The sequence below is a fragment of the Streptosporangium sp. NPDC002544 genome (assembly GCF_040295965.1).
Lineage (GTDB): Bacteria > Actinomycetota > Actinomycetes > Streptosporangiales > Streptosporangiaceae > Streptosporangium.
Genome location: NZ_JBEOWJ010000012.1, coordinates 187,175 through 202,825, shown reverse-complemented (window position 1 = coordinate 202,825; position 15,651 = coordinate 187,175). Strand labels below are relative to the sequence as shown.

13 protein-coding genes are annotated in these 15,651 nt (G+C 70.5%); 11 read left to right on the top strand and 2 right to left on the bottom strand.

Features of this window, described 5'->3' with window-relative positions; all coding sequences use genetic code 11:
* Window positions 1-15 precede the first annotated feature (15 nt).
* Window positions 16-3,903 (bottom strand): Pls/PosA family non-ribosomal peptide synthetase, encoded by a 3,888-nt coding sequence (locus tag ABT061_RS20575; RefSeq protein ID WP_350919927.1) that lies wholly within the window; start codon window positions 3,901-3,903, stop codon window positions 16-18.
* A gap of 343 nt (window positions 3,904-4,246) precedes the next feature.
* On the opposite strand from ABT061_RS20575, the gene ABT061_RS20570 reads away from it, so the two are divergent.
* Window positions 4,247-4,762: a methyltransferase family protein gene (locus ABT061_RS20570; RefSeq protein ID WP_350919924.1), complete on the top strand. Its 516-nt coding sequence runs from the start codon at window positions 4,247-4,249 to the stop codon at window positions 4,760-4,762.
* A 30-nt stretch (window positions 4,763-4,792) separates the two neighbouring features.
* Here the strand turns inward: ABT061_RS20570 and ABT061_RS20565 are convergent, their stop codons facing one another.
* A complete protein-coding gene (locus tag ABT061_RS20565) occupies window positions 4,793-5,779 on the bottom strand; it encodes a LuxR C-terminal-related transcriptional regulator (RefSeq protein WP_350919923.1) in 987 nt (328 codons plus the stop codon).
* A gap of 256 nt (window positions 5,780-6,035) precedes the next feature.
* Here ABT061_RS20565 and ABT061_RS20560 point away from each other — a divergent pair, with 256 nt between their 5' ends.
* From ABT061_RS20560 to ABT061_RS20515, 10 genes are all read left to right on the top strand, one after another.
* Complete coding sequence (locus tag ABT061_RS20560) at window positions 6,036-6,404, top strand: hypothetical protein (protein WP_350919920.1); 369 nt, start codon at window positions 6,036-6,038, stop codon at window positions 6,402-6,404.
* A 151-nt stretch (window positions 6,405-6,555) separates the two neighbouring features.
* A complete protein-coding gene (locus ABT061_RS20555; protein WP_350919918.1) occupies window positions 6,556-6,717 on the top strand; it encodes a hypothetical protein in 162 nt (53 codons plus the stop codon).
* 66 nt (window positions 6,718-6,783) lie between these two features.
* Window positions 6,784-8,082, top strand: a complete 1,299-nt coding sequence (locus tag ABT061_RS20550) for a SidA/IucD/PvdA family monooxygenase (RefSeq protein WP_350919915.1) — start codon at window positions 6,784-6,786, stop codon at window positions 8,080-8,082.
* Between the two features lie 40 nt (window positions 8,083-8,122).
* Entirely contained in the window at window positions 8,123-8,488 is a 366-nt protein-coding gene (locus ABT061_RS20545; protein ID WP_350919912.1) for a cupin domain-containing protein, read from the top strand.
* Entirely contained in the window at window positions 8,485-10,020 is a 1,536-nt protein-coding gene (locus ABT061_RS20540) for a class I tRNA ligase family protein (protein WP_350919909.1), read from the top strand. Before ABT061_RS20545 ends, ABT061_RS20540 begins: the two co-directional genes overlap by 4 nt.
* Window positions 10,017-11,276 carry an ATP-grasp domain-containing protein gene (locus ABT061_RS20535; RefSeq protein ID WP_350919906.1) on the top strand — a complete coding sequence of 420 codons (1,260 nt, stop codon included), beginning with the start codon at window positions 10,017-10,019 and terminating at the stop codon, window positions 11,274-11,276. The genes ABT061_RS20540 and ABT061_RS20535 overlap by 4 nt, the downstream gene beginning before the upstream one ends.
* On the top strand, window positions 11,273-12,121 hold the full coding sequence (gene ddaH, locus ABT061_RS20530) for a dimethylargininase (RefSeq protein ID WP_350919903.1): 849 nt from the start codon (window positions 11,273-11,275) through the stop codon (window positions 12,119-12,121). Before ABT061_RS20535 ends, ddaH begins: the two co-directional genes overlap by 4 nt.
* Entirely contained in the window at window positions 12,118-12,495 is a 378-nt protein-coding gene (locus ABT061_RS20525; RefSeq protein ID WP_350919901.1) for an avidin-fold protein, read from the top strand. Before ddaH ends, ABT061_RS20525 begins: the two co-directional genes overlap by 4 nt.
* Complete coding sequence (locus ABT061_RS20520) at window positions 12,492-14,297, top strand: ABC transporter substrate-binding protein (protein WP_350919898.1); 1,806 nt, start codon at window positions 12,492-12,494, stop codon at window positions 14,295-14,297. Before ABT061_RS20525 ends, ABT061_RS20520 begins: the two co-directional genes overlap by 4 nt.
* 4 nt (window positions 14,298-14,301) lie before the next feature.
* Window positions 14,302-15,651, top strand: coding sequence for a cation:proton antiporter (locus ABT061_RS20515; RefSeq protein WP_350919895.1), 1,350 nt, complete (start codon window positions 14,302-14,304; stop codon window positions 15,649-15,651).

The following is a 15,651-nucleotide window of genomic DNA, read 5'->3' as shown; positions in this document are numbered from 1 at the left end:
CACTCTCTTCGTGCGCTATCCCCGCTGGGCCCATGCCGCGATCGGGTTGCCGAACCAGCGGGTCCCGGCGGGTACGGACTCACCGCGCATCACCAGGGAGGCCGGTCCAACCGTGGTGTTCTCCCCGATCGCCGCTGCGGGCAGGATCACCCCGTGGGGCCCGAGTGTCGATCCATCCCGCATGACGACAGTATCGATGCTCATCACGCGGTCGTGGAACAGATGAGTCTGCAACACGCATCCCCGGTTCACCGACACCCCATCGCCCAGGCTGACCAGGTCGACCTCGGGCAGCCAGTACGTCTCGCACCACACGCCCCGGCCCACGCGCGCGCCCAGGGAGCGCAGCCACACATTCAGCGGGGCCGTCCCCAGCCAGCGCTGGGCGAACCAGGGCGCGGCCAGTACCTCCACGAAGGTGTCGGCCAGTTCGTTGCGCCACACGAACGAGCTCCACAGCGGCCGGTCGCCCACTGCGATCCGGCCCACCAGCGCCCACTTGGCCACGGTGGCGACCGCCGCGGCGAGTACCCCGCCGCTCAGCACCACCACGCCCGACAGGACGATCGCCGCCGCGAAGCCGTACGCCCTGGCCAGCCACTCCAGGGCCGCCGCCACGAGCACGGCCACGGCGACGGTGCACATCACCGGGACGACGCGGCACACCTCGACCGCGGCACGGGCGACCTTCAGTCTCGGCGGCGGATCGTAGGTGCGGCTCCGGTCGATCTCCTCGGTGGCCCTGCGCAGCTCCACCGGTGGCATGCCCAGGTAGGACGAGCCCGCCTTGGCCTTCTTCGGCGCCGCCGACAGCACCGCGACCAGGCCGTCCTTGGGCACCTTGCGCCCCGGCGCGGTCATCCCCGAGTTGCCGAGGAACGCGCGTTTGCCGATCCGCACATGGTCGACCCGCAGTCGGCCGCCCTCCAGCTCGTACGGCGCCACCATCGTGTCGTCGGCGAGGAAGGCGCCGTCCCCGACGGAGGTCATCGACGGCAGCGCCAGCACCGTCGACAGCTCCACGTCCCGGCCGACCTTCATACCCAAGGCGCGTAGCCAGGCGGGGGTGACCATGCTCGCGTACAGCGGGAACAGCCAGACCCGCGCCATCGACATCAGCAGGCCCGTCGCCCACGCCTGCCAGGCCTGGCGGCTGTGCACCGGGTGCTGTCCGGCATGCAGGCCGGCCGAGAGCAGCCGCACCGAGGCAACGGTCAGCAGGACGAGGGTGGCCGTGGAGACGACGGTGGCCACGGGCACCCCGGAAAGGACGGAGGTCAGGGAGGGGGCGCCGCCGCGCAGCAGCACGGCGAGGCCGGGCAGCATGGCGATCACCGGGAAGAGGCCCAGGACCGGCGCGGACAGCCCGTAGACCGCGACCCAGCGCCACGAGCGCGGCGGACGGTCGGCCGACGGCTGGCGGGCCTTGCCCATCCGGCTCGCGGGCACGCCCGCCCAGCGCTCCCCGGACGGCACCGAACCCGCCACCGCCGAGCCGGGCGCGACCTGGGCGTTCTTGCCGATCTTCGCGCCGGGGAACAGGGTGGTGCGGGCGCCGACCGTGGCGGAGGCGCCGATCTTGATCTCGCCGACACGTACCCGGTCGCCGTCGATCCAGTAGCCGCTCAGGTCGACCTCGGGTTCGACCGCCGCGTACTTGCCCAGCTTGAGCATCCCGGTTATCGGCGGCATCGAGTGCAGGTCCGCGTCATCGCCGACCTGGGCGCCGAGCGCCCGCGCGTAGTGGGTGAGCCACGGGGCGCTGGACACCTCGCCCACGCCGAGCCGCTCGGCGAGCTGCTCGGCGAACCAGAGCCGCAGATGCGTGCCGCCGCCTCGGGGGTAGGTGCCGGGTTTCAGCCCGCGCAGCAGCAGCCGGGCGCCGCCCGCGGCCAGCGCGATCCGCCCGGCGGGGCTGACGAACAGCAGCGCGCCCGCGAGCACCCACCACCACGAGACGGCCGGGGCCCAGGGCAGGCCCACCAGGTTGTTCAGCGCGGCCAGCGCCACCACCCAGCGCAGCGCGCCGACGGTGAGCAGCGGGATGGTGAGCACCGTCTGCGCGATCGCGGCACGGCGCGGCACCGGCGTGACGATCCGGTCGGTGGTCACGATCTCCGGCGCGTCGAGTGCCGACAGGTGCCCGGCGAGCCGGGGCAGCGTCGGGTTGTCGTAGACGTCGCCGACGGTGACTGCGGGGTAGCGGGTCCGCAGCGCCGAGACCAGCCTGGCCGCCGCGAGGCTGGTGCCGCCCTCGGCGAAGAAGTCGCCCTCGACGCCGCCGAGGATGTCCAGCCAGCACTCGGCCACCCACGGGTCGACGTCCGGCACCCCGGTAGGGGCCGGGCCGGACCTCTTGGGCAGCGGCCAGGGCAGGGCATCCCTGTCGATCTTCCCGGAGGTACGCGTCGGCAGGTCGTCCACCAGAGCGATCCGGGGGAGCAGCGCGGCGGGCAGGGTGTGGCGGAGGCGGTCCCTGGCGTCCTGCTGGTCGAACTCCTCGCCGGGTATGACATAGCCGACGAGCAGCTGGTGCCCGCCACCGGTCGTGCGGACCGCCGCGGCCGCCCCGGCGACCCCGGGCAGCGCCCGCAGGGCCGCGTCGACCTCGCCCAGCTCGATTCTGCGGCCGCCGAGCTTGATCTGCTCGTCCGCCCGCCCGACGAAGAGCAGTCCCTGCGGCTCGGCCCGTACCAGGTCGCCGCTGCGGTAGGCGCGCTCCCAGCCGAGCGATCCGAGCGGGGCGTACTTCTCGGCGTCCTTGGCCGGGTCCAGGTATCTGGCGAGCCCGACCCCGCCGATGACCAGTTCCCCGGTCTCGCCCATGGCCACCGGCTCACCGTCCTTGCCGACGACGGCCAGATCCCAGCCCGCCAGCGGCAGCCCGATCCGCACCGGCCCCTCCCCGGTCAGCGGCGCCGCGCACGCCACCACCGTCGCCTCGGTCGGGCCGTAGGTGTTCCACACCTCGCGCCCCGGCACGGCCAGACGCTCGGCGAGCTCCGGCGGGCACGCCTCACCGCCGAAGATCAGCAGCCGTACGTCGTCGAGCGTCTCGACCGGCCAGAGCGCGGCCAGGGTCGGTACTGTCGACACGACCGTGATGCCCATGTCGACCAGCCACGGTCCCAGGTCCATGCCGGCGCGCACCAGCGCCCGCGGTGCCGCCACCAGGCAGCCGCCGTGCCGCCAGGCCAGCCACATCTCCTCGCAGGAGGCGTCGAACGCGACCGAGAGCCCCGCCAGCACCCGGTCACCGGGCCCGATGGGCTCCCCGGCGAGGAACAGCCGCGCCTCGGCGTCGACGAACGCCGCCGCGTTGCGATGGGTCACCGCCACGCCCTTGGGCTTTCCCGTAGATCCCGAGGTGAAGATGATCCACGCGTCGTCCTCGGGGCCGGGCCGCCCACCGTCGCCGTGAGACGGGACGGCCGGGCTGTGTGCCAGGTCGTGTGCCGGACCGCCGTCGAGAGGGGAGACGCCGGGGTCGTCGTAGGGGATGATCTTCCCGCCGTCGACGATGACGGCGCGGACTCCCGCCTCGCCGAAGACCAGCTCGGCCCGCTCGTCGGGGTCGTCGGCGTCGACCGGTACGTAGGCGGCGCCCGCGGTGAGCACGGCGACGATCGCGACGTACAGACCGACGGTGCCCGAGGGGATCCGCACCCCGACCCGGTCGCCGCGCCCGACCCCGGCGGCCCGCAGCTCCAGGGCCATCCGCCCGGCCTCGGCCCGCAGGCCGGTGTAGTCGAGACGGGTCCGCCCGTCGTCCAGCGCGGCCGCGTGGGGGTGGCGCCGCGTGGTCTGGTCGAGGATGTCCAGCAGCGTCCTGGCCTGCGGCGCGGTCCCTCCCGGCAGGAGCGCCCGCGCTGGCACGTCGGTGTCGGCTGGTAACGGACTCACGGTCTTCCCCCATGTGGTGTGAGGCCCTTCCGGCCGCGGAACAGCCTATGCGCACGGGGTTAACGCATTCCGGGTGCCTGGTTGTACGTCGTGTGAACCCCGCCTTTCAGATCGCATTCCGGCTGGTCGGCCGCTCGAAGCGGGGTGCGCACCGTGTCCATGCGGTGCGGGACCGCGAGTCGGTGGCATTGGCCAGGGGTCCGCGTCGCGCCCGTTGACGCCCTTCTGGCACGAGCTTAAACTCAACGCATAGTGAATTTTCTGCGGCGAACGGTGGCCGCGCTGTCGGCGGTGCTGTCGATGGTGTTGTCGGCGGCCGGTCGTGACACGGGAGTGTGACGCTGTGCGCAGGACACCCGCGGCCCTCGGAAGCACGATCTTCTTCGCGCTGGCGCCGGGCACCGTGGCCGGGTTCGTACCCTGGTGGATCACCCGGTGGGAGACGGCGGACCCGATGCCGGCGGCGCCGTCCTGGGGCACGGTCTCGCTACGCCTCATCGGCGCGTCATTCGTCGTCGCCGGGGTCGTGGTGCTGGTCAGGGCATTCGTCGGGTTCGTAGTGGAGGGGCTGGGCACTCCCGCCCCGGTCGCACCGCCCGAGCGCCTGGTCATCGGAGGTCTGTACAGATACGTCAGGAATCCGATGTACGTGGCCGTCCTCGCGACGATCGGCGGGCAGGCGCTGCTCCTGGGCCGGCCCGTCCTGCTGCTGTACGGCGCCGTCACGGCCGCGGCCGTCGTCGCGTTCGTCCGCTGGTACGAGGAGCCGAGTCTGCGCCGCAGGTTCGGCACCGACTACGAGAGGTACCACGCGGCCGTGCCCGGCTGGTGGCCCCGTACGCGCGCCTACCACCCCTGATCCCCGGTCCGGCGGGAGGCGGAGCCGCCGTCACGGGCGGGGCAGCCACCCTCTGGTGGCCGCGAGGTAGCCGGCCTGGAAACGGCTGCGTGCTTCGAGCCGCTCCATCAGGTCGGCGGTGACACGACGCAGGGTGCGTACCGAGACGTCGAGCCTGCGGGCCACCGCCTCGTCGGTGAGTCCCGCGGAGAGCAGGCGGAGCACCTCGCGCTCCTGATGGCTGAGGCCCTTCTCGTCGCGTCTGCGCTCCGCACCGAGGGGGGTGGCGGCACCCCAGGTCTGCTCGAACAGCGCGACCAGGGCGGTGACGACGCCCGCGCCGCGGAGCAGGACCGCGCCGACGCCGCTGTCCTCGGGATCCATCGGCAGCAGGGCCACCCGGCGGTCGAAGACGAGCATGCGGAGCGGAAGGCCGGGAGTGGTGCGCACCTGGCCGCCACGGTCGGTGAGCCAGGCCGCGTACGCGCTGGTCGGCTGGTCGTTGCGGATGCTGTCGGTGTAGACGACGCGGATCGCCGCACCCCGGTCGAGCAGCGCCTCGTCCAGGGGACGGCTCGCCGCGATGTTGTCCGGCGTCTGGGCGCTCTTCGGCTCGAACCCGAGCAACTCCTGCCGGCACTCGGCGACCTGCTCCTCGATCCTGGTGCGGATCGTGTCGATGCCGACGAGTGACTCGGAGTCCTCGCCGGAGCGCGCCGGGTTCTGGTCGGCGTAGGCCGCGATCATCTGGGCGACGGCCATCCGGCTCCGCTCGATCTCCTGCTGCTTGGCCAGCAGCGCGGCCTCCTCGCGGGCCAGCAGCGCGGCCAGCCCCACCTCCGGCCGGACCAGGCGCAGCACGTCCGGCTCCTCCCAGGAGGGGCGCAGGAGCGACAGCTTGGCCAGCTCGTCCAGCGTGTTGCGGATCTGATGGACCGGCCAGCCCAGCTCAAGGCTCAGTTCCATCACGCCGTAGGAGGGATTCTCCAGGATGGTTCGGTAGACGGTTTCCTCGGCGGACCCGATGCCAAGCAGCATGAGCACGACTCCTCCACGGTTCGAGCATGACCAAGACCCGATCTGCGGGCAGGACCCACGATGGTCTCAGCCTGAAATTAGCCAGGCGCAGTGACGACGGGGTTATGCGGCGGCCCCGGGGCACGTCGGGGGCCGGAACAGCGGGTGGCGGGAGAGCTGCTCCCGGGCCGGCCCGCGCTGGCATGACCCTGCCACGTTAGGGACCTGCCAGGGGAAATACCTGTTCTATTCGCCACATGCCGACCACTGTCGATTCATGTATCTCATCAACGTGCGCCTACGCGCCCCCGAGATCGAAGGCCGCCTGGCCCCACCCGGCGGCCGGATGTCCGCGCGCGAGATCCGACGTCTGCTCCTGGTGCTGGCGGAGCCCGAGGAGGGGCTCGAGCACGTCTACGGCGAGGAGCGCGCCGACGGCGTGGCCCTCGGCCTCTTCATTCGCAGACGCACCCTCGACGCCGCCGAGAGTGCGGCGGCCCGGCTCTGCGGGCGCTGTCTCGGCGACGTGCCCGAGCTCGCGGGCTGGTCGCTGCTGGGTTGTGGCGCCGACCTCGCCCTCGCTCTCACCCGTTTCGAGGACTCCGGCGGCCAGGCCTGTCAGCGTCCTGCCATTGCAGCGCGCTGACAGCCCCGAGGCCTTCCGGAATACCCGGATATCAGCCAAGAATCGAAGTGTCAGAACAAAACGGGAAATGTCCGGTGAAAGTAAGCCGGAAGATCACCCGGGAAACAGTGAAAAGGGCGCCGATGATTACCGGCCGAAAGGGAGAAGAACGATGAATGCCGCGGTTTGTCCAGTCGCCCCCGTAATCGGCGTCCGCTCGCTCACCGCCATCCTCGCGACCGCCGTGGCGGCCGCGACCACGACCGGGAAGAAGGCCGGGGGCCCCGCGGCGGCCGCGGCCCTCATCCTGGCCGGTGGAGCCGGCTGGCAGTGAGCCGACCAGGAGAAACCCATTCGTAACGGGCATCCCGCCCGAGAAGTCGTCCGGGAGGCGACCACCGTGAAGCACCAGGAAGTCGAGTTACTCGCTCTCGGCGCAGGGCCGTCCAACCTCGCCCTCGCCGTGGCTCTCGAAGAGCTCGCTCCGGAACTGGCAACCAGAACGCTGATCATAGAGCAGCACGAGGACGTGACCTGGCAGCGGGGAATGCTGCTGCCCTGGACGCAGAGCCAGGTCTCCTTTCTCAAGGACCTGGTCACCCTGAGGAACCCGCAGAGCAGATTCTCCTTCGTGAACCACCTGCACTCGGTGGGAAGGCTCAATGAATTCGTCAACCTGGGCAGTTTCACCCCGTACAGAATGGAGATTTCGAATTACCTGATCTGGGTCGCGGAGTCGCTCGCCAAGGTGCGCATCGAGTACGGCCGGCGCTGTGTGGCGGCCAATCCGATCCTGTCCGGTGACGGCCGGGTCGAGCGCTGGATCGTCCGGCTCGCCGACGGCTCGACCATCGGCTGCCGCACCCTGGTGGTCGGCGCGGGCCGCGATGCGCACATCCCCGAGGTGTTCGAGACGCTTCCTCGCGAGCGGATCATCCACAGCACCGAGTACAGCAGGGGGATCGCCGGGCTCGACCACGACGCCCCGCACCGGGTCGCGGTCATCGGCGGCGCGCAGAGCGCGGCCGAGATGCTGTGGGCCACCCACCAGAGCATGCCCAACGCCGAGTGCACGATGATCATGCGCTCCATCGGTCTCAACGGCTACGAGAGCAGCAAGTTCACCAACGAACTCTTCTACCCCTCCTTCGTCGATGAGTTCTACGAATCGCGTCCCGATGCCCGCCGCCAGCTTCTCGCCGAGATGCACCGGACCAACTACGCGGGTCTCTCCCCGGGCCTGCTCGAAAGCCTCTACCGGCAGATCTATCTGGAGCGCCTCACCGGACAGGAGAGGATCCGGGTCATCACGATGGCCGAGATCTCCCAGGCCAGGATCGAGGGCGACGAGATCGTCCTCACCCTCACGGACAGGAAGAGCGGTCGTCACGACGAACTGCCCTGCGACGTCCTGCTGCTCGGCACCGGCTTCGACCGCCGGATGCCCTCGCTCGTCCGCGACCTGGCCACCAAGGCCGGCCTTGACGAGATCGATGTCGACCGTTTCTACAAGCTGACCCTGCCCGCCGGGTCGAGCGCCGCCTGTTACCTGCAGGGCGTCAACGAGGACACGCACGGCATCGCCGACTCCCTGCTCAGCACGCTGGCCAACCGGGCGGAGGAGATCGTCGGCGACATCCAGGAGAGCCAGGCCACCGCCGAGCTCCTGTCACCGTTCGCCCTGCCGGTCGCCTCCTGATCCCCCAGAGCCCCCCTGAAACCCACTGAGGAGAATCCCCGTGGACCTCCGTTCCTATGACCCTGCCCACCTGCGCCCGGACAACGGCCTGCTCGCCAAGAGGCTGCTGCCCTGGGAGACGCTGAACGCCCCGTTCGAGGGGGCCTGGTGCGTCATCGCGCCCGGCACCGCCTCGACCCGGCACGCCCACCACGAGTACGAGATCTTCATCGCGGTCTCCGGCGAGGCGGTCCTGGAGAGCGAGGGCGAGCGCGCTCCCTTCGCCGCCGGGGACGTCGCCTACTTCCCGCCCGGCACCGACCACCAGGTGGTCAACGACGGCACCGCCGACTTCGAGATGTACGGCATCTGGTGGGACCACGACCTCGCCCGCGCGTTCGAAGCCCGGCACCTGGAGGAGAAATGACGGGGACGATCGTCATCGCCGCCACCCCGACGCCGAATGGCGACCTGCACGTCGGCCACATGGCCGGCCCCTACATCGCCGGTGACGTCTACGCCCGCTACCTGCGGGCCGACGGTCGCCCCGTCAACTACAACACCTGCACCGACGACAGCCAGTCCTACATGATCTCGACCGCCCGCAAGCACGGCACCACGCCCGCCGAGCTGTGCGCGACCTCCACCGCGGCCATCCAGCGGTCGGTCGAGGCGATGGGCATCTCGCTGGCCCCGCTGCCGCCCGTCGACGACGCCTACCGGCAGACCGTGCTCGACTTCGTCACCGCCCTGCACCGCCAGGGTCGCTTCGAACTCCGTACCGTGCGCATGCCGTACGCGGAGAACGCGGGAACCCACCTGTTCGACGGGCTGGTCAAGGGCGAGTGCCCGGCCTGCCTGACCGAGAGCTGCGGCGGGTCGTGCGAGGGCTGCGGCCACCCCAACCACTTCGACGACCTCGGCGACCCGCGCTCGGTGCTGGACCCCGACGACCCGGTGACCTCGCGCGAGGTCACCGTCCTGGTCCTGCCCATCGAGAACTACCGGGAGGAGCTCACCGCCTACTACGCCGCCCGGACGAGCACCTGGCGGGGGCACAGCAGGCAGCTCATCCGCGAGATCCTGGCCCGGCCGCTCCCGGAGATCCCGATCACGGTGCCGTCACCGGGGTGGGGCATCGAGGCGCCGTTCGCCGAGACCCCCGGGCAGATCCTCTATCCGTGGGTCGAGGCGATGCCCGCCTCGATCTACAGCACCTGGAAGGCGGCCGGCGGGCCCGAGGGCCCCGTCGACAGCGCCTGGCGTGCCGAGAGCGGCAACCACCTGGTCTACTTCCACGGCTTCGACAACGTCTACTTCTGGGGCATGGTCGACCTGGTCATGCTGCTGGCCCACGGCGACCGCTACATCACCCCGGACGCCAACGTCTGCAACGAGTTCTACGAGCTGGAGAACGAGAAGTTCTCCACCAGCCGTAACCACCTGATCCGCGGCGCCGATCTGGTCGCCGAGGTACCGCGCGACCTCGTCCGGTTCTACCTCGCACTCACCTGCCCCGAGGACCAGCGGGCCAACTTCACCAGGGAGGGACTCGACAAGGTCACCGGCAGGCGGCTGCGCGAGCCGTGGAACGCGCTTGCCGACCGTCTCGACAGCCTTGTCACGGACCCGGGGGAGGAGCTCAAGGTCACCGCCGCCGGCCGGCGCCGGGCCGCGGTGATCGTCGAGAGGTTCAGGCTCTGCTACGACCTCACCTCCTTCAGCCTGACCAGGGCGGCGGACGGCATCGTCACCCAGCTCGGCAGGTTGCTGACCGCCGAGCGTGACGAGACCGGTGACCTGCTGATGGAGGTACGCGCCTTCCTGGCCTGCGCCGCGCCCATCCTGATCGACGTAGCGGCCGAGGCCGAGGCGGCGGGCGTCGAGCTCACCCTCGACACCTCCGCCGAGACGATCGACGCCTTCTCACTACCGCGACTGCCCGGGAGTCCCCGATGAAACTCCTCGCCCTTGAAGCCAGACAGAACGCCACCTACTACCAGTCCCGCTACCAGCAGGTTCAGGACTTCGGTGCCGAGCTCTACGTGCTCAACGGCATCGGCACCCCGGACTTCTGGCCCAAGGACCGCTACCGCGTCGCGGGTTCCCAGCGCATCGACGACCTCATCACCGAGGCCAAGAACTGGCACGAGCAGGAGCGCTTCGACGGGATCATCACCTTCTCCGAGTCGGCCGTGACCACGGTCGCGGCGGTCGCGGAGGCGCTCGGCCTGCCGGGCGTGGGCGTCGAGGCGGCCAGGACCAGCCGTAACAAGCTGCTGATGCGCGAGGCGCACCACAGGTACGGCGCCCCGCATCCGGACTTCCGCTTCGTCACCGACCTGGAGGAGGCGCTCGGAGCCGCGGACGACTTCGGCTACCCGGTCATCCTCAAGCCCACGCTGGGCGCCGCGAGCAACTTCGTGTTCAAGGTCGACGACAGCGAGGAGATGGCCGAGCTGTTCCCGCAGGCCCTTGAGGGCATCGAGGGGATGTCGTGGTTCGAGATGGAGGCGCACGGCCTCGACCTCGGCCCGCACGGCCTGCTGATCGAGTCGTTCCTGGACGGCGAGGAGTTCCTCATCGAGGCCGTGGCCTGGGACGACGAGGTCTACCTCGGCTCCATCGTGGACCGGATCACCGTCGAGGGCGGCACCTTCGACGACGACGTGCACCACGCGCCGACCTCGCTCACCACCGAGCAGGTGGCCGCGGTCCATCGCGTGGTCAGGGCCGGCGCGCACGCCCAGGGGCTGCGGCGCAGCGTGCTGCACGCCGAGGTCCGCTTCCACCGGGGCGAGCCGTACCTGCTGGAGATCGCGATCCGGCCCGGCGGCGGGGGGCTGGATCTCATCGCCGGGATCACCGCCACGCACAACCCGATCCGCGCGGTCATGGACGTGGCGCGGGGTGCCACGCCGAGGGTGCGTCACTACCGGCCGACCGGCGTCCACGTCACCGCGATGTGCCTGCTCTGCGACGCCGGCCGGGTCGCCTCGATCGAGGTGCCGGCCGAGGTCGCCGAGTCCGACCGGGTCTTCTTCCTCAAGATCACCGCCAGGCCCGGGGACGTCATCCGGCGTCCGCCGGAGGGCAACAGCATCCTCGGCTTCCTCGGCACCACCGGCACCTCCCTGGAGGACGCGAGGGAGACGATGCTCGACTACGCATCCAAGATCAACGTCACTTTCGTCCAGGAAGGAGAACTGGCATGACACAGCTGGCCGCCGAGGCGCCGCAGCGGACCCGGAGAGTGGCGCGCACCCGCCGCTACCTGATGTGCCCGCCCACTCACTTCGACGTCGTCTACTCCATCAACCCCTGGATGAACCCGGACAAGCCGGTCGACGGCGCGCTGGCCAGGCTCCAGTGGGACGGTCTGCTCCGCGCCTTCCTGGCGCTGGGCCACCAGGTGGAGTTCATCGAACCGCTGCCCGGCTACCCCGACATGGTGTTCGCCGCCAACGGCGCGACGGTCATCAACGGAAAGGTGCTGTCGGCCCGCTTCCGGTACGAGGAGCGGGCCGCGGAGGGCCCCGCCTACCTGGAGTGGTTCCGCGCCAGAGGCTACGAGACCCGCGAGGCGGTCCACGTCAACGAGGGCGAGGGCGACTACCTGCACGCCGGCAGGTACCTGCTGGCCGGCACCGGGTTCCGCACCGACATCCGCTCGCACCGCGAGGCGGAGCGGTTCTTCGGGATGCCCGTGGCGGGGCTGCGCCTGGTGGACCCGCACTTCTACCACCTCGACACCGCGCTGGCCGTGCTCGACCACGACCAGATCATGTACTACCCGGGAGCCTTCTCCAAGGAGAGCCAGGGCGTCCTGCGCGTCCTGTACCCCGACGCGATCATCGCCAACGAGGCCGACGCCGAGGTGTTCGGGCTGAACGCCGTCTCCGACGGCCGCCACGTCCTGATGCCGCCCTCGGCCACCCACCTGATGGACGAGCTGCGCGAGCGCGGCTACGAGCCCATCGGCGTCGAGCTCTCCGAGCTGCTGAAGTCCGGTGGCAGCGCCAAGTGCTGCACCCTCGAACTCAGGGCGGGCCGGTCATGATCGACTACGACGGACGCCGCTTCACCACCGGCGGCGTCCCCCCCACCGAGAAGCACCCGATCGCGCTGTACCGCCAGGACGGGGACCTGTTGTGGGGCGAGTTCTCCGGCGGGCACGCCCGCCGGGGGACCCTCACCGGGCTCTGCGCCCCCGACGGCACCCTCGACTTCGCCTACACCATGGTCCTCGACAACGGCGCCGTCGTGTCGGGCCACTGCCGCAGCACCCCCGAACTGCTCCCCGACGGCCGCGTGCTGCTCCACGAGACGTGGGAGCGCTACGGCGCCCACGCGGACAGCGGCGTGTCCCTGCTCGAGGAGATCGACCCGAAGACGTTCGCACAGAACCACCAGACGACGGAGAGCCGGACATGACCCTGAACACCATCGCCCGCCCGAACCTGGAGAAGCCCGTCAAGGGCGGCACCGTGACCTGGGCCTGCGCGCCGGGATTCCCCCCGTCCATCATCTTCCCCTTCACCCCGCCCGAGCGCTTCGGCACCCGCAACCTGCTCGAGTTCCAGATCCTGATGTACCGGCCGCTCTACTTCTTCGGCACGCACGGCACCCCCGAGGTCGACTATGACCTCAGCATCGGCGAGCCGCCGCAGTGGAGTGAGGACGGCCTGACCGTCACCGTCACCGTCAAGCCCTGGAAGTGGTCCAACGGCGAGACGATCTGCGCGGACAACGTGCTGTTCTGGGTGAACATGATGGCGGTCAAGGGCGAGCGCTACGGCGAGTACGTCCCCGGCTGCTTCCCCGACAACCTGGTCTCCTACGGCAAGCTCGCCGAGGACAAGGTCTACTTCACCTTCGACAAGGTCTACTCCAAGCGCTGGGTGCTGATGAACCAGCTCAGCACCATCACCCCGATGCCCAAGGCGTGGGACCGCACCGCCGAAGGACCTTCCGACGCCTCCTACAGCCTGGAGAACGTGGCCGCGGTCTACGACTTCCTGATGGGCGAGAACGGCGGCGTCATCGAGGAGGACAACTCCGACCGGGTGCACTGGGCGACGAGCCCGGTGTGGAGCGTGGTCAGCGGCCCGTGGCGGCTGAAGAGCTACACCATGGAGGGCGTCGTCACCTTCGTCCCCAACGAGCACTACTCGGGGCCGAACAAGGCGCACCTGGACGAGTTCCGGCAGGTCCCCTTCATGTCCGACGGGGAGGAGTACCAGAAACTGCTGGAGGGGCCGGACGGACCCGACGGCATCCAGGTCGGCTACCTGCCGCTGAGCTTCAGCGCCGAGCCGACGGACGACCCCACCAAGGGCGGCCCCAACCCGCTGGGCGAGAACTACACGCTGGTCCCGCAGGCGGCCTTCTGTATCCGCTACATCCCGCTCAACTACAACAACCCGACGGTCGCCGGCAAGATGCTCGCCCAGACCTACATCAGACAGGCGATGCAGCACGCCCTCGACCAGGACCGGGCGGCCCGCGACATCTACCACGGCTACGCCTACCGGCAGGACGGCCCGGTGCCCCGCTACCCGGTGAGCGACCTGGTCTCGCCCACCCTGCAGGGCGCGCCGATCCTGCCCTTCGACCCCGACCGGGCCCGCGAGCTGCTGGAGGCCAACGGCTGGGACACCAGCGTGACGCCCGCCGTCTGCGTCAACCCCGGAGAGGGGCCCGGCCAGGCCGGGGCGGGCATCCCCGGCGGTACCAAACTCAGCTTCTCCCTCAGGTACGCCGAGGGCCGGCCCGCGCTCACCCGGCTGATGGAGCAGTTCCGCGACGACGCCGTCAAGGCCGGCATCGAGCTGCGCCTCCAGGAGGTCTACGGCTCGGTCCTGGTGGCCGAGGACGCCCCCTGCATCGCCGGACCCGACAGCCCCTGCCTGTGGGAGCTGAGCACCTGGGGCGGCGGCTGGGTGTACCACTACCCGAGCGGCGAGATCCTGTTCCGGACCGACGCCGGCGGCAACTTCGGCCACTACACCGACCCCAAGGCCGACGAGCTCATCGACCGCACCCTGACCAGCGACGACCCGGCCGCGCTCTACGAGTACCAGGACTACATCGCCGAGCAGGTCCCGGTCATCTTCATCCCGAACTTCTCGCTGCGGCTGTTCGAGGTGGCCAACAACCTCCGGGGCTTCGAGCCGATCAACCCCTTCGGGATGATCAGCCCGGAGAACTGGTACTACGTCGAGAACGGTAGCTGATTCCATGACCCTCGCCGCGGCACCCATCGCCGTCATCCCCGCGCAGAACCTCATGATCCTGCTGCTGCAACTCGGGCTGCTCCTCGGCCTGGCCACCGTCCTGGGCCGCCTCTCCGTCAGATTCGGGCTGCCCGCCCTGCTCGGTGAGCTCAGCGCGGGCATCCTGATCGGGCCCTCGCTGCTCGCCAACGTCGCCCCCGACTTCTCCGCCTGGCTGCTCCCCACCGACCCGGCCAGATTCCACATGATCGACGCCGTCGGCCAGCTCGGCGTCCTGCTGCTGGTGGGCCTGACCGGCATGCATCTCGACCTCGGCTTCATCCGCCGCCAGGGCAGGACCGCCGCCTGGATCAGCGGCATGGGACTGATCATCCCGCTGGTCCTCGGCGTCGGGATCGGCTTCCTGGCCCCCGCCGAGATGATCGCCGAGGGCGTCGACCACACGGTCTTCGCGCTCTTCCTCGGCGTCGCGCTCTGCGTCAGCGCCATCCCCGTCATCGCCAAGGTGCTGATGGAGATGCGCCTGCTCCACCGCGACATCGGCCAGCTCATCCTGAGCAGCGCGGTCGTCGACGACGTGGTCGGCTGGCTGCTGCTCTCGGTGGTCTCCGCGCTCGCCACCGCCGGGGCACGCACCGGGCAGGCCGCACTGACCGCGATCGCGCTGCTCGCCGCGCTCGTGCTGGTGGCCGTCCTGCTCGGCCGCCGGGTGGTCGCCAGGGTGCTGCGCGCCGCCGACCGGGGCGGGAGCGCCACCACCATCGCCGCGGTGGCGATCATGATCCTGCTCTCGGCCGCGGCCACCCAGGCGATGGGGTTCGAGGCCATCCTCGGCGCCTTCATCTGCGGCGCGCTCGTCGGCTCCTCGCCGGACCTGAAGGTCGCCAGGCTGGCCCCCCTGCAGACGCTCGTCGCCGCGGTGCTGGCACCGATCTTCTTCGCCACGGCGGGCCTGCGGATGGACCTGACCGAGCTGGCCAAGCCGCCCGTACTGGTGGCGGGGATCGTGGTGCTGACCGTCGCCATCGCCGCCAAGTTCGCCGGCGCCTACCTCGGGGCGCGCATCGCCAGGCGCACCCGCTGGGAGGCCCTCGCCCTCGGCGCGGGTCTCAACTCCCGCGGCGTGATCGAAGTGATCATCGCGATGGTCGGTCTCCGCCTGGGCGTGCTCACCACCGCGTCCTACACGGTCATCGTCCTGGTCGCGGTCGTGACCTCGATGATGGCGCCGCCCCTGCTCCGCTACGCGGCCTCCCGGATCGCCCCCACCGAGGACGAGTCCGTCCGCGAGGAGTTCTTCGACACACTGCAGGGCTCCGACCGGGAGCTCGTGACCACCGCCAAGGAGGCGTGA